Genomic DNA, 21,804 nt, shown 5'->3' on the forward strand with positions numbered 1-21,804 from the left:
GGCTCCCCGATTTGGAGCGAGGAGACATCTATCCCGATAGCCGGGCAAGACAGCGCCTTACCGTCTACCTGGCCATTCGCCTCCATACACATGGATAGCGGACGATCCGGCCGTCTTCCACGATCTTGTGGAGCGGTCCGCGGCACTTCCCCTCAGCGCGCATCGTTACCATGCGTGGACGCACATTCCGACGACCACTGACGACGACGAGGGACGGGCGAACGCGTGGCCGAGGCGGCAGACTTTCCGGGGATGACTCCCTCACCTGCCCGCCGGTGGCTTCGGCGCACCGGCGCACTGCTCGCCGGGGCGCCCCTGCTGGCCGGTCTGCTCCAGCTGCCCGCCGCCCCCGCGCAGGCCGTCGGCCGGACCTCCGCCAAGGATGCCTCCGCCGCCGGCACAGTGGCTGTCACCGTTGATTCGCTCAGCCCCGCCGCTCCCACCGACGGGGACACCCTGACCGTCTCCGGCACGGTCACCAACAACGGCAAGCAGGCGGTCACCGACGCCCACGTGGGTCTGCGGGTGGGTTCCGCGCTCACCACCCGCTCGGCGATCGAAAGTGCCGCCAAGCGCGCGGACGCCCTCTCCGGCAACGACGGCTCCGAGGTGGGCGGCAAGTACGTAACCGAGTTCGCCAAGCTCACACCGGGCGTGTCCGAGCACTTCAGCATCTCCGTACCCGTCGCCAAGCTCGACCTGGACGACGACGGCGTCTACCCGCTCGGTGTCTCCCTCGCGGGCGAGACGTCCGCGCAGCCGTGGGAGCAGGTGCTGGGCGTCCAGCGGACCTTCCTGCCGTGGCAGCCCGAGGAGGCGGACACCCCGTCCAGGACGACGGTGCTGTGGCCGCTGGTCTCCACCGTCCACATGTCGGCGGAGACCGGTTCGAACGCCCAGCAGACGCCGGTCTTCCTCAACGATGACCTGACCAAGGAGCTCTCGCCCGGCGGCCGCCTCGAGCAGCTCCTGAGCCTGGGCAAGGAGCTCGACGTCACCTGGGTGATCGACCCGGACCTGCTGGCGTCCGTCGACGCCATGACCGGCAGCTACCGGATCCGGGGCGACGGGGACACCACCACGGCCGGCACCCACCAGGCGGTCGCCAAGCAGTGGCTCGACGATCTGCAGGACGCGGTGCTCGGCAAGGAGGTCGTCGCGCTGCCCTTCGCCGATCCCGACCTCGCCTCGCTCGCCCACAACGGCACCGGCGTCGCCGGCTCGCTGAGCCAGCTCAAGGCGGCCACCGACGTCGCCGCCACCACAGTGGAGACCGTGCTCCATGTGACCCCGAACACCGACTTCGCCTGGCCGGTGGACGGCGCCGTCGACCCGTCGATCGTCAAGGTCGCCACCTCGGCAGGCGCCGACAAGGTGATCGCGCGCAGCGACAGCCTGACGGAGAACGGCGATCTCACCTACACCCCCTCCGCGGCCCGGCCCATCGGCGGCGGCACCACGGCGGTCGTCGCGGACGCGCGGCTCTCCACGGCGTTCAAGGGCGATCTGACGAAGGCCTCCACGTCCACGCTCGCCGTGCAGGAGTTCCTCGCGCAGAGCCTGGCCCTGGACCTTCAGACGGGCAAGCAGCGCAGCGTCGTCGTCGCCCCGCAGCGCATGCCGACCGCGAGCCAGGCCCGGTCGCTGGCGGAGGCCGTCACCACGCTCCAGGGCGGTACCTGGTCGCAGTCCCAGCAGCTCGCGGCGGCCGCCAAGGCCAAACCCGACCCGGGCGCCACCACGAAGGTGCCGTCGAAGTCGGCGTACCCCTCCTCGCTGCGCAAGCAGGAGCTGCCCCGGTCGGCCTTCGAGCAGATCGCGTACACGCAGGACAAACTCGACAACTTCAAGGTGATCCTCGCCAACGAGGCCCGGGTGGTGACCCCCTTCGGGCGGGCCATGAACCGTGAGATGTCCACGTCCTGGCGGGGCAGGAGCACCGCCGCGAGCTCGTTCCGCCAGGGTGTGCAGGCCTATCTCGACACCCTCACCGGCCAGGTCAAGCTGATCGACAAGTCGGAGACCAAGCTCTCCGGGCGAAGCGCCACGATCCCGGTGACCGTGCAGAACAACCTGGTGCAGGGCGTCGACCACCTGGTCCTGCGGCTCACCTCGAAGAACCCGACCCGTCTCGAGATCTCCGACGAGGCCTACGCCGAGCAGCGTGTGACGGTCTCCGGCGGGCACACCACGACGGTGAAGTTCACCACGTCCGCCAAGGTCAACGGCCAGACGACGGTGGTCGCCCAGCTGTACACCGAGGACGGCCAGAAGTACGGCGAAGAGGTCGCCTTCGACGTGCGGGTCACCGAGATCACGGCCACGGTGATGCTGGTCATCGGCGGCGGCGTCCTGCTGCTCGTGCTGGCAGGCTTCCGCATGTACACCCAGCGCAAGCGTGCCGCGGCCCGCGAAGCCGAAGACACTGAAGAAACCGAAGAAGACGCAGAGGACGGCGAGGGCGGCGCCGACGAGGCGGGCGAGCCCGCCGACGGCCCGGAGAACGCCGGGGACCACGAGAACCGTCCCGAGAAAGAGTCCGGCGGCCGAGCAGGGGCAGCCGGCCCGGAGCAGCAGAGTGACGAGACACCGGACACCGCAGTGGAAAGCGCCGACCCGTCCGGCACGGGTGAGAGAGTGGACCGTTGAGGAAGTCGTGGCCGGTGGGCCCGGGACGATGAGGTGGGGTAACCATGAACGCGCCGTACGACGGTGACCGCGGCCAGGCCGCGGGCGGCTCGGGCCACCCCGAGGGCCCGCCGCCCGAGCATGGCCAGGTGCCGCCGCAGCACCCGGCGGACATGTACCTCCAGGACGCCTACGACCAGGACCCCTACCGGGCTCAGGACCTCACCGCGCAGGACCCGGTCGCCGAGGCGCTCTACGACCGTGCCGCGCACCCCCCTCCGCCGCCGGGCATGCATCAGCCGCAACAGCCGCTGTACGGCCGGCCCCCGCAGTCCCCGTACGCCCCCGACCCGCATGTGTGGGCCCAGACCCCGGCGCCCGAGCCGGAGGGCCCAACGCAGTACCTGCCGTACGGCGACGACCCCCGTACGACGCAGTTCGTGGGCGTGGACGACCTGGTGACGCACTCCGGCGAGGAGCAGCACCAGCCCGACGCCTTCGCCCACCTCTTCCGGGACCAGCAGCAGGGGGGCACCCGCTCCGCGGAGTCCCCGTCGGTGCCCGGCCCGGCGCCCGCTCCGGGCGGGCAGGGAGCGGTACCGGCGTACCAGGCTCCGGTGCCGACGTCGTCCGCGGCGGATCAGACCATGAACCTCACCGCCACGCCGGCCGCGCCTCCCGCCGCGGCCGCTCCCGCCGCGAAGAAGGGCGGGCGCGCCAGTGGCCTGCTGAAGTCCAGCGCCGTCATGGCGGCGGGCACGATGGTGTCCCGCCTCACCGGCTTCGTCCGCTCCGCGCTGATCGTCTCGGCGCTGGGCGTCGGCCTGCTCGGCGACACCTTCCAGGTCGCCTACCAGCTGCCCACGATGATCTACATCCTGACCGTCGGCGGCGGCCTCAACTCGGTCTTCGTGCCACAGCTCGTACGGGCCATGAAGGAGGACGAGGACGGCGGCGAGGCGTACGCCAACCGCCTGCTCACGCTGGTCATGGTGGCGCTCGGCCTGCTCACGGTCGCCGCGGTCGCCGCGGCGCCCGTCCTGATCCGCCTCCTGTCCGACTCGGTCGCCAGCGACCCGGCGGCCAACGAGGTCGGCATCACCTTCGTCCGCTACTTCCTGCCCTCGATCTTCTTCATGGGCGTTCACGTGGTGATGGGGCAGATCCTCAACGCGCGCGGCAAGTTCGGCGCGATGATGTGGACGCCGGTCCTCAACAACATCGTCATCATCGTGACGCTGGGCATGTTCATCTGGGTCTACGGCACCGCCGCCGACTCCGGCATGAAGGTCACGACCATCCCGCCGGAGGGTGAGCGACTCCTCGGCATCGGCGTTCTGCTCGGCCTCGTCGTGCAGGCCCTAGCCATGATCCCGTACCTGCGCGAGACCGGTTTCCGGCTGCGGCTGCGCTTCGACTGGAAGGGCCACGGCCTCGGCAAGGCGGCGACCCTCGCCAAGTGGACCGTCCTGTTCGTCCTGGCCAACCAGGCAGGCGCGCTCGTCGTCACCCAGCTGTCCACGTCGGCGGGCAAGGACTCGCCGGTCGACGGCACCGGCTTCTCCGCCTACGCCAACGCCCAGCTGATCTGGGGCCTGCCGCAGGCCATCATCACCGTCTCCTTGATGGCCGCCCTGCTGCCCCGCATCTCCCGCTCGGCGGCCGAGGGCGACGCCGGCGCGGTCCGCGACGACATCTCCCAGGGCCTGCGCACCACGGCCGTCGCGATCGTTCCGATCGCCTTCGGCTTCCTCGCACTCGGCATCCCTATGTGCACGCTGATCTTCGGTTCGTCCGGCACCAGCGAGGCCACGAACATGGGCTTCATGCTGATGGCCTTCGGCCTCGGCCTGATCCCCTACTCCGTGCAGTACGTCGTCCTGCGCGCCTTCTACGCCTACGAGGACACCCGGACCCCCTTCTACAACACCGTCATCGTGGCCGCGGTCAACGCGAGCGCCTCGGCGATCTGTTACTTCGTCCTCCCCGCCCGCTGGGCCGTGGTCGGCATGGCGGCCTCCTACGGCCTGGCGTACGCGATCGGCGTCGGCGTCGCCTGGAACCGGCTGCGCAAGCGGCTCGGCGGTGACCTCGACGGCTCCCATGTCCTGCGGACCTACGCCCGACTGTGCATCGCCTCCGTTCCGGCCGCCCTGATCAGCGGCGCGGCCTGCTACGGCGTCGGCCACAGCCTGGGCCAGGGCGTCCTGGGTTCCTTCGCCGCGCTGCTGGCCGGCGGGGTCCTGTTGTTCGGCATCTTCTTCGTCGCCGCCCGCCGCATGCGCATCGAGGAGCTCAATTCGCTCGTCGGCATGGTCCGCGGACGCCTGGGTCGCTGAGTCAGGGGGTAGGCGCACAACCATCGTCCGCCGCCGCGTGTCGTGCATAGCGGCGGACTGTGGGCACAATTGGGTTCGGCGTCGTACGGCGCGCACGAGGTCGGACGGCGCGCACTGAATGGGGAGGCAGGAACGACGGTGGCGGAACGGAGCACAGCTGCCGTCGACGTGGCAGACAACAGCGGTGACAAGCCGCTGACCGCACAAGCGGACCAGTCCACGGCCGACGGGGTGGTCAAGAACCGGGAGCAGGACACGGACAGCGACGAGGCACAGGGGAGCGGCGGGACGGAGAGTCCCGGGAAGGCCTCACCGCCGGAACTGCACAGCGGTCACAAGCTCGCCAGGCGCTATCGCCTCGAAGAGTGCGTCACCCGTCTGGACGGTTTCAGCAGTTGGCGTGCGGTCGACGAGAAACTCCGTCGTGCCGTGGGCGTCCATCTCCTGCCCGCGGACCACACCCGGGCCCGTTCGGTGCTGGCGGCGGCCCGCTCCTCCGCGCTGCTCGGAGATCCCCGCTTCGTCCAAGTACTGGACGCCGTCGAGGAGAACGACCTCGTCTACGTGGTCCACGAGTGGCTGCCCGACGCCACCGAGCTGACCGCGTTGCTCGCGGCCGGTCCGCTGGAGCCCCACGACGCCTACCAGATGGTGAGTCAGATCGCCTCCGCCATGGCCGCCGCCCACCGCGAAGGCCTGGCGCATCTGCGTCTGAACCCCAACGCCGTTCTGCGCACCTCCTCGGGCCAGTGGCGCATCCGCGGCCTCGCGGTGAACGCCGCCCTGCGCGGCGTCACCACCGAGACCCCTCAGCGCACCGACACCGAGGCGATCGGCGCCCTGCTGTACGCGGCGCTCACCCAGCGCTGGCCGTACGAGAACGACGCCTACGGCCTCTCGGGGCTGCCCAAGGACATCGGTCTGATCGCACCCGACCAGGTGCGCGCCGGCGTCCACCGGGGCCTGTCGGAACTGTCGATGCGGGCCCTCGTCAACGACGGCGCGACCGCCTCCCGGCACGACGCCGCCTGCACGACGCCGGAAGAGCTGGTGAAGGCAATCGGTGAGATGCCCCGCATCCGCCCGCCGGAGCCCGCGTTCACCGCCCCGCCCGAGTACCAGCGCACGACGTACCAGCAGGGCACCTACGGCCGTCCCGCGCCGCACCCGGGCGTCACCCGGCAGGTGCCGACCCCGCCGCCCCCGCTGCAGAGCCGCACCGGCAAGGCGCTGAAGTGGGCGGTCTCCGCCCTCCTCATCGCCGCCCTCGGCCTGGGCAGCTGGCAGCTGGCGGACGCCCTGATGGACCAGGACCAGTCCGACGAAACGAACCAGACCCAGACGACGGACGAGGGCGACAAGAACAGCAGCGCGCCCAAGCCGGTCACGACGCTCAAAATCCACGATGCCGCCGAGTACTACCCGGACGGCAAGCCCCAGCACCCCGACGACGTGAAGCTGACCTACGACAACGACAGCTCCACTTACTGGCGGTCGTACTCCTTCGACGACGGACCCGTGCTCGCGCCGTTCAAGAAGGGCGTGGGCATCGTCTACGACCTCAGCTCCGAGCAGAGCGTTTCGGCAGCCTCGATAGGGCTTCGCTACGGCGACGACTACACCGCCGCCAGCCTCTACGCGACCGATTCGCTCTCGTCATCGGCACCGCTCACATCCATGACGAAGATCGCCGACGCCAGGACGTCCGGACAGGAACTGAAGATCTCCGCCAAGACACCGGTGAAGACGCGGTACGTTCTCGTATGGATCACCGCCGCGCCGCACGCGCCGGGCGACCAGTACAGCGACCCCGGCTACAAGCAGGCCATCACCGACGTGAAGTTCACGGGCTGACGTCTCACCGAAGAGGGAGGGGGTCCGATGGCGGAAGGCGCCGGATATGACGGAGCGAGCGATCAGGACCTCCTCACCCGCCACGTAGAGGGCGATCCCGACGCCTTCGGTGAGCTCGTACGGCGTCACCGCGACCGACTCTGGGCGGTGGCCCTGCGCACGCTGGGAGACCGCGAGGAGGCCGCTGACGCCGTCCAGGACGCCCTCGTGTCCGCCTACCGGGCCGCCCACACCTTCCGCGGCCAGTCCGCCGTCACTACCTGGCTGCACCGCATCACCGTGAACGCCTGTCTGGACCGCGCCCGCAAAGCGGCTTCCCGCAAGACCTCACCGGTCGACGACACCGAGCGACTGGAGCAGCTGCTCGAGCCGCACGAGTCGGCGTCCGCGCCCGCCGAACGCAACGACCTGCACCGCCAGCTCCTCGAAGCGCTCGGCACTCTCCCTCCCGACCAACGAGCCGCTCTCGTCCTCGTGGACATGCAGGGTTACCCGGTCGCCGAGGCCGCCCGCGTGCTCGACGTGCCGACCGGGACGGTGAAGAGCCGCTGTGCCCGTGGCAGAGCCAGACTCCTGCCGCTCCTCACTCATCTGCGGCCGGGCGGCACCGGCGGCGACAGAGAAAACGGCACAGGACGGAACCGGGCGCAGGGGACATCCGTCCCACCGGCAGCGGATCCTCGGGACGAGGGGCCGGGCAACGCCGGGACAGGCGATTCAGCTGCTGTGAAGGGCGGAGGTGGGCGAGCGTGACCTCGACGGACACGACCGGGCACCCGGACGTCGCGGAGATCTCCGACCTCACCGAGGGCCTGCTCGCTCCCTCGCGGAGCGTCGACGTGCATCGGCATCTGGACGCCTGCGAGCTCTGCGCAGACGTCCACGCGTCGCTCGAGGAGATCCGTGGCCTTCTCGATACCCTCCCCGGCCCACCGCACATGCCCGACGACGTCGCTCACCGCATCGATGCCGCACTCGCGGCCGAGGCGCTGCTGAAAGCCACGGCACCGGAGAACGCAGACGCCTCGCCGACGGTCGGTGTGGTCACGACCGACGCCGACGCGCTCCATGTTTCACGTGAAACAACAACGCCGGCGGACCGACCCGCAGGGCGTGCCCACGCCACCACCGGCCCGGGCCGCAAGGACCGCAAGCGGGGCGGCCGCCGCAAGATCGCTGTCCTGGGAGCGGCTCTCGCCGCCGCGGCACTGGGACTCGGTTCCGTCCTGGTGTCGTCACTCACGGACGGCGGGGGGCCAGGCAGTTCGGCTCAACAGTCGACCGCGCCGGACAGCTTCTCCGCGAGCGGGCTGGAGGGGCAGGTCACCGATCTCCTCGCCAAGGCCGCGGACTCCCGTGGCGCCCAGAGCCTGGGCATCCAGGGAGAGTCCGGCGCCGCATCGCCCGGCGCCGCATCACCCAAGGTCCTCCGGCAGCCCGTGGTGCCTTCGTGCGTACAGCAGGGCATCGGCCGCAACGATGCGGCACTCGCCGCCGAAGAAGGCACCTATCAGGGGACGGACGCCCTGCTCGTGGTACTGCCGGACGCATCCGACAGCACCCGGATCGACGCCTACATCGTGGACAAGACCTGTGTGGATCATCCGGCGTCCGGTCCGGCGAAGGTTCTGCTGACGAACTCCTACACGCGTCGCTGACGACCGACGTCCCGTCTCGCTGCTGCGCCATGTCCCCCTGGCATCCCCTATGGTGTCGTCCCTCCGTGTGCCCGGACACACCGGGAATGCACGCCCCTTAGGATCCGTTGGGTGGGGTGAGAGTCCAAGTAGCTCCCACCGCTCAACCGATGCAGTCCAGAGACGAGGAAACAAGCCGTGAGCGACGTCCGTAACGTGATCATCATCGGCTCCGGGCCCGCCGGCTACACCGCGGCGCTGTACACCGCGCGCGCGTCGCTGAAGCCGCTCGTGTTCGAAGGCGCCGTCACCGCGGGCGGCGCTCTGATGAACACCACCGAGGTGGAGAACTTCCCCGGCTTCCAGGACGGCATCATGGGCCCCGAGCTCATGGACAACATGCGTGCCCAGGCCGAGCGCTTCGGTGCCGAACTGATCCCCGACGACATCGTCTCCGTCGACCTCACGGGTGAGATCAAGACCGTCACGGACACCGCGGGCACGATCCACCGGGCCAAGGCGATCATCGTGACCACCGGCTCCCAGCACCGCAAGCTCGGCCTGCCGAACGAGGACGCCCTCTCCGGCCGCGGTGTCTCCTGGTGCGCCACCTGTGACGGCTTCTTCTTCAAGGACCAGGACATCGCCGTGATCGGCGGCGGCGACACCGCGATGGAGGAGGCCACCTTCCTCTCCCGCTTCGCCAAGTCCGTGACAATCGTCCACCGCCGGGACACCCTGCGCGCCTCCAAGGCGATGCAGGAGCGCGCCTTCGCAGACCCGAAGATCAAGTTCGTCTGGGACAGCGAGGTCGCCGAAATCGAGGGGGACCCGAAGCTGGCCGGGCTGAAGCTGCGCAACCTGAAGACGGGTGAGCTCTCGGACCTCCCGGTGACCGGCCTCTTCATCGCGATCGGCCACGACCCGCGCACCGAGCTCTTCAAGGGTCAGCTGGACCTGGACGAGGAGGGCTACCTGAAGGTCGTCGCTCCCTCCACCCGGACGAACGTGACCGGTGTCTTCGCCGCCGGCGACGTGGTCGACCACACCTACCGCCAGGCGATCACCGCGGCCGGCACCGGCTGCTCCTCCGCTCTCGACGCCGAGCGCTACCTCGCCGCCCTCGCGGACGAAGAGCAGGCCGAGCCCGAGAAGACCTCCGTCTGACCCCCTCCCGCCCCACCGCGCAGAGAATTAAGGAGCCCCCTGTGGCCGGCACCCTGAAGAATGTGACCGACGCCGACTTCGAAGAGGTCGTCCTCAAGAGCGACAAGCCCGTCCTGGTGGACTTCTGGGCCGAGTGGTGTGGCCCGTGCCGCCAGATCGCTCCCTCGCTCGAGGCCATCGCGGCCGAGCACGGCGACAAGATCGAGATCGTCAAGCTCAACATCGACGAGAACCCGGGTACGGCCGCCAAGTACGGCGTCATGTCGATCCCGACGCTGAACGTGTACCAGGATGGCGAGGTCGCCAAGACCATCGTCGGCGCCAAGCCGAAGGCCGCGCTCGTCCGCGACCTGGAGACCTTCATCTCCGAGTGACACGCTGAGCCGTCCCGCCGACGGCTGATGTTTCACGTGAAACACGAATGGGCCAGCCCTCAGGGGTTGGCCCATTGTTTTGCCGAAGCCTTCAGAGCGGGCGCAGCGCCGGCTCCTTCTGGACCGCCCCCAGCAACCGGTCGAGCGCCATCTCCACGTCTTCCTTCCAGGAAAGCGTCGTCCGCAGCTCCAGCCTCAACCGGGGATGAGCGGGATGAGGACGCACCGTCTTGAAACCCACCGCCAGCAGGTGATCGGCCGGGAGCACACAGGCCGGCTCCTTCCAGCGTGCGTCGCCGAACGCCTCGATCGCTTTGAAGCCCCGTTGCAGCAGATCCTTGGCGGCCGTCTGGACCATCACGCGGCCAAGCCCCTGCCCCTGGTAACCCGGCATGATGAACGCGGTCATCAACTGCACGGCGTCCGGCGATACAGGGCTCGTGGAGAACGCCGTCGAGCGGGGAACGTAGGCGGGCGGCGCGTAGAGCACAAACCCCACGGGAACGTCGTCCACGTAGACGACCCGGCCGCACGACCCCCAGTCCAACAGGACAGCGGAGATCCAGGACTCCTTCTCCAGAGCGGGCGTACCCGCCTTTACCGCGGCCGCACTGCTGACGGGGTCCAGTTCCCAGAAGACACACGCCCGACAGCGTTTGGGAAGGTCTTGAAGGTTGTCCAGCGTGAGCGGTACGAGCCGACGCCCCATGAAGGCTGTTCCTCGCTTCCTTCGCTCGCAGCATCGCGAGCGGCAGTCAGAGCGCTCCGTTCCCTGAGCAGGCTGCCGACGAACCCGCCGACCGCGCCCAGTCCCAGCCCGGCGCTCACCAGTCCGGTCCGGCTCATCGTTCGCATGGCCCCCGCCTCCCGCTCCGAGGTACTGCCAGGTGGATGCGCCACAACCCGATTGCATCGTATCCAGGATGCGATTCCATCGATACCGCCTGAAAGCAAAGGGCGAGCCGTGTTCCGGTACACACCGGACACGGCTCGCTCACATGCCCCTCGGCCGCATACGCTCGGCCAGGCCGCGGCTCAGTCTTCCGACTCCTCGGCGTCGCCGTCCACGAGGCCCTTCTGCAGGACGGGACCTTCGCCGGGGGCGAGCGAGTCGAGGATGCGCTCCAGGTCCTCCATGGAGGCGAACTCGACGGTGATCTTGCCCTTCTTCTGTCCCAGGTCGACCTTCACCCGGGTTTCGAAGCGGTCCGAGAGCCGGGTCGCAAGGTCGGTCAGCGCCGGGGAGACCCGACCGCCGGCCCTCGGCCCCTTGGCACGCTGAGCCGTCTGCGGACGTGACCCCATGAGGGTCACGATCTCCTCGACGGCCCGTACCGAAAGTCCCTCAGCCACGATGCGGTGAGCCAGCCGGTCCTGCTCCTCCGAGTCGTCGACCGAGAGCAGTGCCCGGGCATGACCGGCGGAGAGCACTCCGGCCGCGACCCGGCGCTGAACCGCCGGCGAGAGCTTCAGCAGACGCAGCGTGTTGGAGACCTGCGGACGGGATCGACCGATGCGGTCCGCCAGCTGGTCGTGCGTGCAGTTGAAGTCCTTCAGCAACTGGTCGTAGGCCGCCGCCTCTTCCAGCGGGTTCAGCTGGGCCCGGTGGAGGTTCTCCAGAAGGGCGTCCAGGAGAAGCTTCTCGTCGTCCGTGGCCCGCACGATCGCCGGGATCGCCTCCAGGCCCGCCTCGCGGCAGGCCCGGAAACGCCGCTCACCCATGATGAGCTCGTAGCGCGCGGGGCCCAGCTGGCGTACGACGACCGGCTGGAGCAGTCCGACCTCCTTGATGGAGGTGACGAGCTCGTGCAGCGCGTCCTCGTCGAAGACCTCACGGGGCTGACGCGGGTTCGGCGCGATGTGGTCGAGAGGAATCTCGGCGAAGTGCGCCCCGATGGGCGGCGAGGGCATCTCCACGGAGCTGTTTGCCGACAGCTCCTCTGTTTCACGTGAAACAGGCAGCAGCGCGGCTACCTTCGCCGCGGCCACCCCGCGGTCCGTCGTCAGAACCGGTACGGCTGCGGGGGACATGGAGCCTCCGCCTCCCACCGCGGCCTGCGCCGGTGTCTTCTCCGTCGGGGCAGCAGGGATCAATGCGCCAAGACCGCGGCCCAGCCCCCTCCGTCGCTCACTCACTGAATGCCCTCCACCATGTTCGCGTTGTTCTGGGCGCCGATATGGGCGTGTGTCGCGTCGTAGCTGACCCCGACACCTCTCAGCGCCAGCTCTCGTGCTGCCTCAAGGTAGGAGAGAGCACCGCTCGATCCCGGATCGTAGGTCAGCACCGTCTGTCCATAGCTCGGCGCCTCGGAGATACGGACCGAGCGGGGAATACTCGTCCGCAGCACCTCTTCCACGAAGTGGGTGCGCACCTCCTCCGCGACCTGCGACGCGAGGCGCGTCCGGCCGTCGTACATGGTGAGCAGAATGGTCGACACATGCAGGGTGGGATTGAGATGTCCCCGCACAAGGTCGACGTTGCGCAGCAACTGCCCCAGTCCTTCCAGCGCGTAGTACTCGCACTGGATCGGGATGAGGACCTCGGCACCGGCCACCATCGCGTTGACCGTCAGCAGGCCGAGTGACGGCGGGCAGTCGATGAGAATGTAGTCCAGCGGCTGTTCGTAGGCCTGGATCGCTCGCTGGAGGCGGCTTTCGCGTGCCACCAGGGACACCAACTCGATCTCCGCGCCGGCGAGATCGATCGTGGCGGGAGCGCAGAAGAGGCCTTCCACATCGGGAACGGGCTGAACGACTTCCGCGAGCGGGCGACTGTCGACCAGCACGTCATAGATGGAAGGGACCTCGGCATGGTGGTCGATTCCCAGGGCGGTGGACGCGTTGCCCTGGGGGTCGAGGTCGACCACCAGGACCCGGCCACCGTGTAGAGCCAGGGACGCGGCAAGGTTGACGGTCGTCGTCGTCTTGCCCACCCCGCCCTTCTGGTTGGCGACGACGATCACACGGGTCTGCTCAGGACGTGGCAGGCCCTCGCCGGCGCGGCCCAGAGCCTCCACCGCGAGTTGGGCAGCACGACCGATCGGGGTGTCGTCCATCGGGGGCGGTGTTTCACGTGAAACATCCTCCCCAAACGACTCGGTACGGGGACCGGGGACCGGATCGGTCATCGGTCCCGCGATGTTGGCGTTGGACCGCAAGGATTCACTCTCCTCGACTTCAGGCTCGCAATGAACAGAGCCTCCCATGGCTTCGGGGTGGTGAACCAGTGAGGCCTGTTGTTCTGTGGAGAAATCCACCTCTGTGGACAACTCCCGTCTCTCATCGAGTGAACCGAGAGGCTTGCGGTCGCGGGGTTCGGCTGCGGCGCGGCCGCGGCTGATGATGCCGTGGAGCAGAGAGCGACGTTTCACGTGAAACACGATGCACAGCGTCGGCGGCCGGACCCCTCGCGACACTCCGTGATGCGTAGGTTTGGCAGCTTGTGTGGAGTACGTCTCAGCGGCGCCGACGCGTTCGGCTGGTACGAGCGGCCTTGGCCCGCTTGGCGGCGAATCTCACACCACCCGGGCTCTCCCCGACCTCGACCCGCACCACCGTGGACAGCGGATCCACCACACCCTCACCGACATGCAGGATCGAGGTGCCCACGGCTCCGAGCTTGCTCAGTGCGGTGGACGCGCTCTTCAGCTCTTCCTCGGCGGTGTCGCCCTTGAGGGCGAGCATCTCGCCGTAAGGGCGCAGCAGCGGGATGCCCCAGGTGGCCAGGCGGTCCAGAGGTGCCACCGCACGGGCGGTCACCACATGCACCGGCGGCATCGTGCCCATGACCTCCTCGGCACGACCACGCGCGACCGTCACATGGTCCAGGCCGAGGAGCTCGACGACTTCGGTGAGAAAGTTGGTCCGCCGCAGAAGCGGCTCCAGCAGGGTGATCTTCAGGTCCTCCCGCACCAGCGCCAGGGGAATACCAGGCAGTCCGGCACCCGAACCGACGTCGCAGACGGTCACACCCTCGGGCACGACCTCGGAGAGCACCGCGCAGTTCAACATATGCCTCTCCCAGAGGCGGGGTACCTCTCGTGGGCCGATGAGCCCACGCTGCACGCCTGCCTCGGCCAGGAGCTCGACGTATCGGACCGCATCACCGAAGCGATCACCGAATACCTGTCGTGCCACCTCAGGCGCAGGCGGGAGTTCCGCTGCCTCCGTCACGGGGACCGTCCTTCCGTACCGCATCAGCGCTGCGAGCGCCGACCACCAGAACTACCGGGCTGACAAAGATCGGCCCCGTCTGCGCAACAGACGGGGCCGGGGACACGTACGTACCGAATCAGTTGGGCAGGACGACGACGAAGCGCTGCGGCTCCTCGCCTTCGGACTCGCTGCGCAGCCCGGCGACCTTGACCGCGTCGTGGACGACCTTGCGCTCGAAGGGCGTCATCGGCTCCAGCTTGACCGGCTCACCGCTGTTCTTCGCGTCGGCCGCGGCCTTGGCACCCAGCTCGGAGAGCTCGGCACGCTTCTGGGCACGGTAGCCCGCGATGTCCAGCATCAGCCGGCTGCGGTCGCCGGTCTCCCGGTGCACGGCCAGGCGCGTGAGTTCCTGGAGCGCCTCCAACACCTCGCCGTCCCGGCCGACCAGCTTCAGCAGGTCACGGGGGCCCGCGTCGCTGATGATCGACACAGAGGCGCGGTCGGCCTCGACGTCCATGTCGATGTCGCCGTCGAGATCGGCAATGTCCAACAGACCCTCGAGGTAGTCCGCCGCGATCTCGCCCTCCTGCTCCAGGTGGGTCAGGGTGTCTGCACCCTCGGCGGCGGCGGAGGTGGTGCCTTCCGTCACGGGATGGGCTCCTTCTTACTTCTTGGACGGGGACTTGGGGCGCTGCGGGCCGCCCTTGCGCTGCCCGGACTGGGCCTTGCTGCGGCCTCCGCCACTGGGCTTGGGACCGGCCTGCTTGGCCGTACCGGCGGCTCCGGAGGGCTTGGAGTCCTCCGGTTCATCGGACTTGCTCAGCGAGATGCTCTCGCCGGCGTCCTTCGCCGCGACCGTGGACTGGCGCTGGGACTTCGACTGCCGCTTGGGCTGCTGCCGCTTGGCGGCGGCCGCGCTCGTCGGCGTGCCGTCCTCGGCCTGGGTTGCGGCCTGGGCCTCACCCTTGATCACGGTGCCGTCGGCCTGGGCGGCGAAGCCCACCTTGGTCAGACCGTTGATGAACTTGCGCTCGGCGTCGTTGCGCTCGCGGCCCTTGGCCACGATGGCCTTGACGATGGCCCGCTCGCCGCGGCTGCGGGTCTTGCCGTGGTGCGTGACGTGCTTGTACAGACGCTCCAGGTACGCGGCCTGAGCCTTGGAACCCGGGGTCGGGTTGTTGCGGATCACGTACATCTGCTGGCCCATGGTCCACACGTTGGTGGTCAGCCAGTAGACGAGGACACCGACGGGGAAGTTGATGCCGAAGACGGCGAACATGACGGGGAAGACGTACATCAGCATCTTCTGCTGCTGCATGAACGGTGTCTTCACCGAGGTGTCGACGTTCTTCGTCATGAGCTGGCGCTGCGTGAAGAACTGCGACGCCGACATCATGACGATCATGATCGCGGTGACGATGCGGACGTTGGTCAGCGAGGCGTCGAACGGCACCAGGTCCGAGGCGCTGTCCGTGAACTTCGCGGCCAACGGGGCACCGAAGATGTGCGCCTTCTGCGCGCTCGCCAGAAGGCTCTCGTTGATCACGCCAATGGTTTCACCGTTGGCGATGCCGTTGAGCACGTGGTAAAGGGCGAAGAAGAACGGGGACTGCGCCAGGATGGGAAGGCACGAGGAGAGCGGGTTGGTGCCCGTCTCCTTGTACAGCTTCATCATCTCTTCGGACTGACGCTGCTTGTCGTTCTTGTAGCGCTCCTGGATCTTCTTCATCTCGGGCTGCAGCGTCTGCATGGCCCGTGTCGCCTTGATCTGCTTCACGAAGAGCGGGATCAGGCAGATACGGATCAGAATCACCAGGGACACGATGGACAGGCCCCAGGCCCACCCGGTGTCGGGGCCGAAGATGGACCCGTACACCGTGTGGAACTGGACGATGACCCAGGAGACAGGTGTCGTGATGAAGCTGAAGAGGCTGGCAATCGTGTCCACTAATCATGCTCCTTGGGCATGGGACGGTGTCTCTGCGGCCGGGCTCGAAGGAGAAGGAAGGTTCTCTTCGGTGGCCGTTTCGGCGGCGGAGGTCCCGCCCCTGCGTGCACGCCAGGCGTCACGCAACATTTCGTGCCACCGCGGGCGCTTGCGCGGCGGAACATGGTCCACGCCGCCGAGCGACCACGGATTGCACCGCAGGATTCGCCAGGCGGTAAGTGCCGTTCCCTTGATCGCGCCGTGCCGGTCGATGGCCGTATAGCCGTAGTGGGAGCACGACGGGTAGTACTTGCACACCGGCCCGAGCAGTGGACTGATCGTCCACTGGTAGAGCTTGATCAGAGCCAGCAGCGGGTACTTCATCGCGCGCCCCCTCCCAGTAGCCGTTGAAGGGCGGCATCCAGGTCTTGGGCCAGCTGTGCGTGGTCGGCGTCGCCCGCCCCGGGCAACGCCCGTACGACTACCAGGCTACCGGGGGGGAACAGGGTGACTCGGTCGCGCATCAGATGACGCAGTCTGCGTTTCACCTTGTTGCGTACGACCGCGCCGCCCACGGCCTTGCTCACGACGAAACCCGCACGCGTCGGGGGAGCGCTCTCCCTAGGCGCGTGCGGGTCCGTGGCACCGCTTCGAAGATGGACCACGAGGGTCGGGCGGCCGGCCCGACGACCTCGTCGTACCGCGGTCGCGAAGTCCTCGCGCCGCCTCAGCCGATGCTCGGTAGGCAGCACGACGTCGCGACCTGATCAGACTCAGGCGGACAGGTTGGTGCGACCCTTGCCGCGGCGGTTCGCGAGAATCGCGCGACCGGCACGGGTGCGCATCCGCAGGCGGAAGCCGTGGGTCTTGGCACGACGACGGTTGTTCGGCTGGAAGGTGCGCTTGCTCACTCGAGGGCTCCAGAAATCAATCGGTGGTGGCGGGGTGCCGTCCTGGCTGTCACCGTGCGCCCACGAGGTAGCTCGCGGTTAAACGCCCGAGTGCACCGCTTCCCGATCACCTGACGTGATCTGTGCCCATCGGAGGCAGGCGGCAGCAGCCATCGACAACTCGACCTGGTTACGGTACGCGCGGCTGCGCCATTCGGTCAAACCGGCGGTCACGGGAGACACTATCCACAGCCTGGGGACAACAACTTGAACCGCAGCCGTCGCCCTGACTACCGTGGCTGAACTCCGATTCGTTCCTTTGTCCCTGCCCCCACCCGAGATGAATCCCGACCGTCCCACAACCACACGTTCGTGGGACCCACGAGAGAGCGTGCCCTGTGGCTGACGTGCCTGCCGATCTTGCCGCAGTGTGGCCACGAGTACTGGAGCAGCTCCTCGGGGAGGGCCGCGGCCAGGGTGTCGAGGTGAAGGACGAGCACTGGATCCGGCGCTGCCAGCCGCTGGCGCTGGTCGCCGACACCGCCCTGCTCGCCGTACCGAACGAGTTCGCGAAGGGCGTCCTCGAAGGCCGCCTGGCCCCGATCGTCAGCGAGACGCTGAGCCGTGAGTGCGGGCGGCCGATCCGCATCGCGATCACCGTCGACGACTCCGTCGGCGAACCCCCGGCGCCGCCCGCGCAGCAGCAGTCGCGCTACGAGGAGGCCGAGCTCCCCGCCGGCCCCTATGACGGGCAGGACAGCCGGTACGAAGGTCAGGGGGACGGCCGGTACGACACCGGCTACGACAAGTCGCACGAAGGCCATTACGAGGGCTACGGCCGGCACCGCGCCGAGCCGTTGCCCCCGACGCCCGGCGACCAGCTTCCCGGCTCGCGCCCGGACCAGATGCCCACCGCGCGGCCCGCGTACCCGTCGGAGTACCAGCGCCCCGAACCCGGCGCCTGGCCCCGGCCGCAACAGGACGAGCACAGCTGGCAGCAGCAGCGGCTCGGCTTCCCGGAGCGCGACCCCTACGCGTCGCCCTCGTCGCAGGACACGTACGGCGGGCCCGCGTCGCAGGCCCCGTACGGCGCCCCGCCGCAGCAGGACTCCTACGGCCCGCCGTCGCAGGACTACCGTCCCCAGTCGATGGAGCGGCCGCCGTACGACCCCTCGCCGTACCGGCAGAAGCGCTCGGACTACGAGCCTTCGCGCTCCGACTACGACCAGCGCGACACCGGTCGGCGTGAGCTGTCCGACCCGTCGGCGGGCCCCGGTCATCCGCACCGCGGCGGCCCGGCCGGACCCGGCTCGGGTGGGCCCGGGCAGTCGGCCAAGCAGTCCTCGCCGACGCCCGGCCCCGGTGAGCCGACGGCGCGCCTGAACCCGAAGTACCTCTTCGACACGTTCGTCATCGGCGCCTCCAACCGGTTCGCGCACGCCGCCGCCGTCGCCGTCGCCGAGGCGCCCGCTAAGGCGTACAACCCCCTGTTCATCTACGGGGAGTCGGGACTCGGCAAGACGCACCTGCTGCACGCCATCGGCCACTACGCGCGGAGCCTCTACCCGGGCACGCGCGTGCGCTACGTGAGCTCCGAGGAGTTCACCAACGAGTTCATCAACTCCATCCGCGACGGCAAGGGCGACAGCTTCCGCAAGCGGTACCGCGAGATGGACATCCTGCTCGTCGACGACATCCAGTTCCTCGCGGACAAGGAGTCGACGCAGGAGGAGTTCTTCCACACCTTCAACACGCTCCACAACGCCAACAAGCAGATCGTGCTGTCCAGCGACCGGCCGCCCAAGCAGCTGGTCACGCTGGAGGACCGGCTGCGGAACCGTTTCGAGTGGGGCCTGATCACCGATGTGCAGCCGCCCGAGCTGGAGACGCGGATCGCGATCCTCCGCAAGAAGGCGGTGCAGGAGCAGCTGAACGCTCCGCCGGAGGTGCTGGAGTTCATCGCGTCCCGGATCTCGCGCAACATCCGCGAGCTGGAGGGCGCGCTGATCCGGGTGACGGCGTTCGCGTCGCTCAACCGGCAGCCGGTGGACCTGGGCCTGACGGAGATCGTCCTGAAGGACCTGATCCCGGGTGGCGAGGACTCCGCCCCCGAGATCACCTCGACGGCCATCATGGGCGCAACCGCCGACTACTTCGGGCTGACGGTCGAGGACCTGTGCGGCACCTCGCGCGGGCGCGCGCTGGTGACGGCCCGGCAGATCGCCATGTACCTGTGCCGCGAGCTGACGGACCTCTCACTGCCGAAGATCGGCGCGCTGTTCGGCGGCCGTGACCACACGACGGTCATGCACGCGGACCGCAAGATCCGCAATCTGATGGCGGAGCGGCGCTCCATCTACAACCAGGTGACCGAGCTGACCAACCGCATCAAGAACGGCTGACGGCACCGCAGAGCACGTCACGGACGTCGCTGAGGGCGCCCCCGGAGGGAGATCCGCGGGCGCCCTTTGTCGTTCCCGGGCCGGACGCCGGTGCCGGACACGGGGGCGGGGCGCGGGTCGGCAGCGGGACGGGGCGCGGGAGGCAGCACGGGACGGGCGCAGGACGGCAGCGGGACGGGACGCAGAGGGCTGCGGAGGGCTACGGGGCCGGGCGCGGGGCGGACACGCGGGCCGACGGCGGCCGAGCCCGGGCTTGATCCCAGGCCGCTCCCAGGCCGCTCCCGGGCCGCTCCCAGGCCGCTCCCAGGCCGCTCCCGGGCCGCTCCCGGGCCGATCCGAGGCCGATCCCGCGACGAATCCACGCCGAATCCACGCTGAACGGCACCGGCCGCGGACCGAACCGCGGCCGGCAACGGTCGTTCACCGCTCAGCCGTTGTTCGATTACCGGCCGGGTTACGGCCGCTCTCCACAGATTCGGCGACTTTTTCCCGTCCACACCCTGGGGACTGGGAAGTTGTCCAGACTGTGTCCACAGGCGCTCCCGGTGCGGGACCATCGGACCAGGTCACCTGGCTGTGGATTCGTGGACGAAGGATTTCCACAGGCTGTGGACAAAAAAATGATCCACAGGCTGTGCATGAAGTTGTCCACCGGTAACCCACAGGCTGCGGCCCGTTGTCCCCAGCGATCTCCGGCTTCTCCACATGTCTGTCCACTGTTCGGCAACACGGCGCGCCTCCTCACCGAGTCGAGTGAAAGGCGTCACACGAAGGTGCCGGGTTGGCCTGTGGGAAACGTGGGTAAACCTGGGGACGCCGCTGGGGAGAACTCGCCTCAGCCTGTGCACGGTGTGTGCAGAACTTTCTGTTCTCCACAGAAGGCCCCAGTTGTCCACCGCCTTCGCCCACAGGGCCAGTGGATAAAATTCCGCCTCTGAGCTGCGAAAACAGGGTTATCCACCGTTTCCACAGGCCCTACTACTACTCCCAACTAGAGAGAGCGAGAAATCCGTTTAGAAGGGGGTCCTGTGCACAACTCGCTCCTCGGTGCCCGGCTGCCCCTCGTCACGACTTGACCCCGAGGGGCACCGACTGTCAGTGCGGTGCGTCAGACTGGTCCTCGTTGGTCCTGCCCCTCACCGGGGCCGACCACACCGAGACAGACGACGAAGGCCAGGCAGGGCGAGAAGCGCCGGCAACAGCAGGAGGCGGCAAGAGTGAAGATCCGGGTGGAACGCGACGTACTCGCGGAGGCCGTGGCCTGGGCGGCACGCAGCCTCCCGGCCCGTCCGCCGGCGCCTGTCCTCGCCGGCCTGCTGCTGAAGGCGGAGAACGGCCAGCTGAGCCTGTCCAGCTTCGACTACGAGGTGTCCGCGCGGGTCTCCGTGGACACCGAGGTCGAGGAGGAGGGCACGGTCCTCGTCTCCGGCCGCCTGCTCGCGGACATCTGCCGCGCCCTGCCCAACCGTCCGGTGGAGATCTCCACAGACGGTGTACGGGCGACGGTGGTCTGCGGCTCCTCGCGCTTCACCCTCCACACACTGCCTGTGGAGGAGTACCCGTCCCTGCCGCAGATGCCGAACGCGACGGGCACGGTCCCCGGCGAGGTCTTCGCCTCCGCGGCCGCCCAGGTCGCCATCGCGGCCGGCCGTGACGACACGCTGCCGGTGCTCACCGGTGTGCGCATCGAGATCGAGGGCGACACGGTCACGCTGGCCTCCACCGACCGCTACCGCTTCGCGGTCCGCGAGTTCCTGTGGAAGCCGGAGAACCCGGATGCCTCCGCGGTCGCCCTGGTGCCCGCCAAGACGCTCCTGGACACCGCCAAGGCGCTCACGAGCGGCGACAGCGTCATCCTGGCGCTGTCCGGATCCGGCTCGGGCGAGGGCCTGATCGGTTTCGAGGGCGCGGGGCGGCGTACGACGACCCGCCTCCTGGAGGGCGACCTCCCGAAGTACCGCACGCTGTTCCCGACCGAGTTCAACTCCGTCGCCGTGATCGAGACCGCCCCCTTCGTGGAGGCCGTCAAGCGAGTGGCCCTGGTCGCCGAGCGCAACACCCCGGTGCGGCTCAGCTTCGAGCAGGGCGTGCTCATCCTGGAGGCCGGCTCCAGCGACGACGCACAGGCTGTGGAGCGGGTCGACGCCCAGCTCGAGGGCGACGACATCTCGATCGCCTTCAACCCGACCTTCCTGCTGGACGGCCTGAGCGCCATCGACTCCCCGGTCGCCCAGCTGTCCTTCACGACGTCCACGAAGCCCGCGCTGCTCAGCGGCAAGCCGGCGCTGGACGCGGAGGCGGACGAGGCCTACAAGTACCTGATCATGCCGGTGCGCCTCAGCGGCTGACGCCGGCACCGTGATCCGACCGGTCGTCCACAGGCCGTGGACGACCGGGGTGGTCCCTGGGGAGAAGCCACCGGTGAACCCCC

At 68.8% G+C, this 21,804-nt stretch carries 18 protein-coding genes; 9 read left to right on the plus strand and 9 right to left on the minus strand.

All coding sequences use genetic code 11. From position 1 onward, the window contains the following. The first annotated feature begins 225 nt into the window (after positions 1–225). The 7 genes from ACFWBD_RS07695 to trxA all read left to right on the plus strand — a co-directional run bounded on the left by ACFWBD_RS07695 (position 226) and on the right by trxA (position 9,999). Positions 226–2,649, plus strand: a complete 2,424-nt coding sequence (locus ACFWBD_RS07695; RefSeq protein ID WP_385664075.1) for a DUF6049 family protein — start codon at positions 226–228, stop codon at positions 2,647–2,649. Between the two features lie 44 nt (positions 2,650–2,693). After that, on the plus strand, positions 2,694–4,967 hold the full coding sequence (murJ, locus tag ACFWBD_RS07700; RefSeq protein ID WP_385664078.1) for a murein biosynthesis integral membrane protein MurJ: 2,274 nt from the start codon (positions 2,694–2,696) through the stop codon (positions 4,965–4,967). 138 nt (positions 4,968–5,105) lie between these two features. Beyond that, on the plus strand, positions 5,106–6,821 hold the full coding sequence (locus ACFWBD_RS07705; protein WP_385664080.1) for a protein kinase family protein: 1,716 nt from the start codon (positions 5,106–5,108) through the stop codon (positions 6,819–6,821). Between the two features lie 27 nt (positions 6,822–6,848). Next, on the plus strand, positions 6,849–7,574 hold the full coding sequence (gene sigM, locus ACFWBD_RS07710) for an RNA polymerase sigma factor SigM (RefSeq protein WP_385664083.1): 726 nt from the start codon (positions 6,849–6,851) through the stop codon (positions 7,572–7,574). Further along, positions 7,571–8,479 (plus strand): hypothetical protein, encoded by a 909-nt coding sequence (locus tag ACFWBD_RS07715; protein WP_385664086.1) that lies wholly within the window; start codon positions 7,571–7,573, stop codon positions 8,477–8,479. The genes sigM and ACFWBD_RS07715 overlap by 4 nt, the downstream gene beginning before the upstream one ends. A gap of 177 nt (positions 8,480–8,656) precedes the next feature. Next, on the plus strand, positions 8,657–9,625 hold the full coding sequence (gene trxB, locus ACFWBD_RS07720) for a thioredoxin-disulfide reductase (protein ID WP_385664088.1): 969 nt from the start codon (positions 8,657–8,659) through the stop codon (positions 9,623–9,625). A 41-nt stretch (positions 9,626–9,666) separates the two neighbouring features. Next, entirely contained in the window at positions 9,667–9,999 is a 333-nt protein-coding gene (gene trxA, locus ACFWBD_RS07725) for a thioredoxin (RefSeq protein WP_351761935.1), read from the plus strand. Between the two features lie 91 nt (positions 10,000–10,090). On the opposite strand, the gene ACFWBD_RS07730 is transcribed toward trxA, so the two are convergent. From ACFWBD_RS07730 to rpmH, 9 genes are all read right to left on the minus strand, one after another. After that, positions 10,091–10,708: a GNAT family N-acetyltransferase gene (locus ACFWBD_RS07730; protein ID WP_385664091.1), complete on the minus strand. Its 618-nt coding sequence runs from the start codon at positions 10,706–10,708 to the stop codon at positions 10,091–10,093. 326 nt (positions 10,709–11,034) lie between these two features. Beyond that, the gene (locus tag ACFWBD_RS07735) at positions 11,035–12,135 is read right to left on the minus strand and encodes a ParB/RepB/Spo0J family partition protein (RefSeq protein WP_385664094.1); all 1,101 of its coding nucleotides are present in this window, start codon (positions 12,133–12,135) and stop codon (positions 11,035–11,037) included. Beyond that, positions 12,132–13,205: an AAA family ATPase gene (locus tag ACFWBD_RS07740; RefSeq protein WP_385664197.1), complete on the minus strand. Its 1,074-nt coding sequence runs from the start codon at positions 13,203–13,205 to the stop codon at positions 12,132–12,134. Before ACFWBD_RS07740 ends, ACFWBD_RS07735 begins: the two co-directional genes overlap by 4 nt. A 250-nt stretch (positions 13,206–13,455) precedes the next feature. Continuing rightward, the gene (gene rsmG / locus ACFWBD_RS07745; protein WP_385664097.1) at positions 13,456–14,172 is read right to left on the minus strand and encodes a 16S rRNA (guanine(527)-N(7))-methyltransferase RsmG; all 717 of its coding nucleotides are present in this window, start codon (positions 14,170–14,172) and stop codon (positions 13,456–13,458) included. 118 nt (positions 14,173–14,290) lie between these two features. Continuing rightward, positions 14,291–14,803, minus strand: coding sequence for a protein jag (locus ACFWBD_RS07750; RefSeq protein ID WP_384112345.1), 513 nt, complete (start codon positions 14,801–14,803; stop codon positions 14,291–14,293). Between the two features lie 15 nt (positions 14,804–14,818). Then, positions 14,819–16,102, minus strand: a complete 1,284-nt coding sequence (gene yidC / locus ACFWBD_RS07755) for a membrane protein insertase YidC (RefSeq protein ID WP_385664099.1) — start codon at positions 16,100–16,102, stop codon at positions 14,819–14,821. Positions 16,103–16,105: 3 nt separating this feature from the next. Beyond that, complete coding sequence (gene yidD / locus ACFWBD_RS07760; protein WP_385664102.1) at positions 16,106–16,465, minus strand: membrane protein insertion efficiency factor YidD; 360 nt, start codon at positions 16,463–16,465, stop codon at positions 16,106–16,108. After that, positions 16,462–16,833, minus strand: coding sequence for a ribonuclease P protein component (rnpA, locus tag ACFWBD_RS07765; protein ID WP_385664105.1), 372 nt, complete (start codon positions 16,831–16,833; stop codon positions 16,462–16,464). The genes yidD and rnpA overlap by 4 nt, the downstream gene beginning before the upstream one ends. Positions 16,834–16,854: 21 nt before the next feature. Next, positions 16,855–16,992 carry a 50S ribosomal protein L34 gene (gene rpmH, locus ACFWBD_RS07770; protein WP_078850492.1) on the minus strand — a complete coding sequence of 46 codons (138 nt, stop codon included), beginning with the start codon at positions 16,990–16,992 and terminating at the stop codon, positions 16,855–16,857. Between the two features lie 377 nt (positions 16,993–17,369). On the opposite strand from rpmH, the gene dnaA reads away from it, so the two are divergent. Both dnaA and dnaN read left to right on the plus strand, forming a co-directional pair. Further along, positions 17,370–19,373: a chromosomal replication initiator protein DnaA gene (dnaA, locus tag ACFWBD_RS07775; protein WP_385664108.1), complete on the plus strand. Its 2,004-nt coding sequence runs from the start codon at positions 17,370–17,372 to the stop codon at positions 19,371–19,373. A 1,217-nt stretch (positions 19,374–20,590) separates the two neighbouring features. Further along, positions 20,591–21,721, plus strand: coding sequence for a DNA polymerase III subunit beta (gene dnaN / locus ACFWBD_RS07780; RefSeq protein WP_385664111.1), 1,131 nt, complete (start codon positions 20,591–20,593; stop codon positions 21,719–21,721). The last annotated feature ends 83 nt before the right edge of the window (positions 21,722–21,804 follow it).

It is taken from the genome of Streptomyces sp. NPDC060002, from assembly GCF_042737245.1.
Taxonomy (GTDB): Bacteria; Actinomycetota; Actinomycetes; order Streptomycetales; family Streptomycetaceae; genus Streptomyces.

Coding starts and splice junctions, on each gene's coding strand:
- sigM (WP_385664083.1), top strand. CDS start 6,849: ATGGCGGAAGGCGCCGGATATGACGGAGCGAGCGATCAGGACCTCCTC.
- ACFWBD_RS07740 (WP_385664197.1), bottom strand. CDS start 13,205: ATGGGAGGCTCTGTTCATTGCGAGCCTGAAGTCGAGGAGAGTGAATCC.
- murJ (WP_385664078.1), top strand. CDS start 2,694: ATGAACGCGCCGTACGACGGTGACCGCGGCCAGGCCGCGGGCGGCTCG.
- yidD (WP_385664102.1), bottom strand. CDS start 16,465: ATGAAGTACCCGCTGCTGGCTCTGATCAAGCTCTACCAGTGGACGATC.
- ACFWBD_RS07730 (WP_385664091.1), bottom strand. CDS start 10,708: ATGGGGCGTCGGCTCGTACCGCTCACGCTGGACAACCTTCAAGACCTT.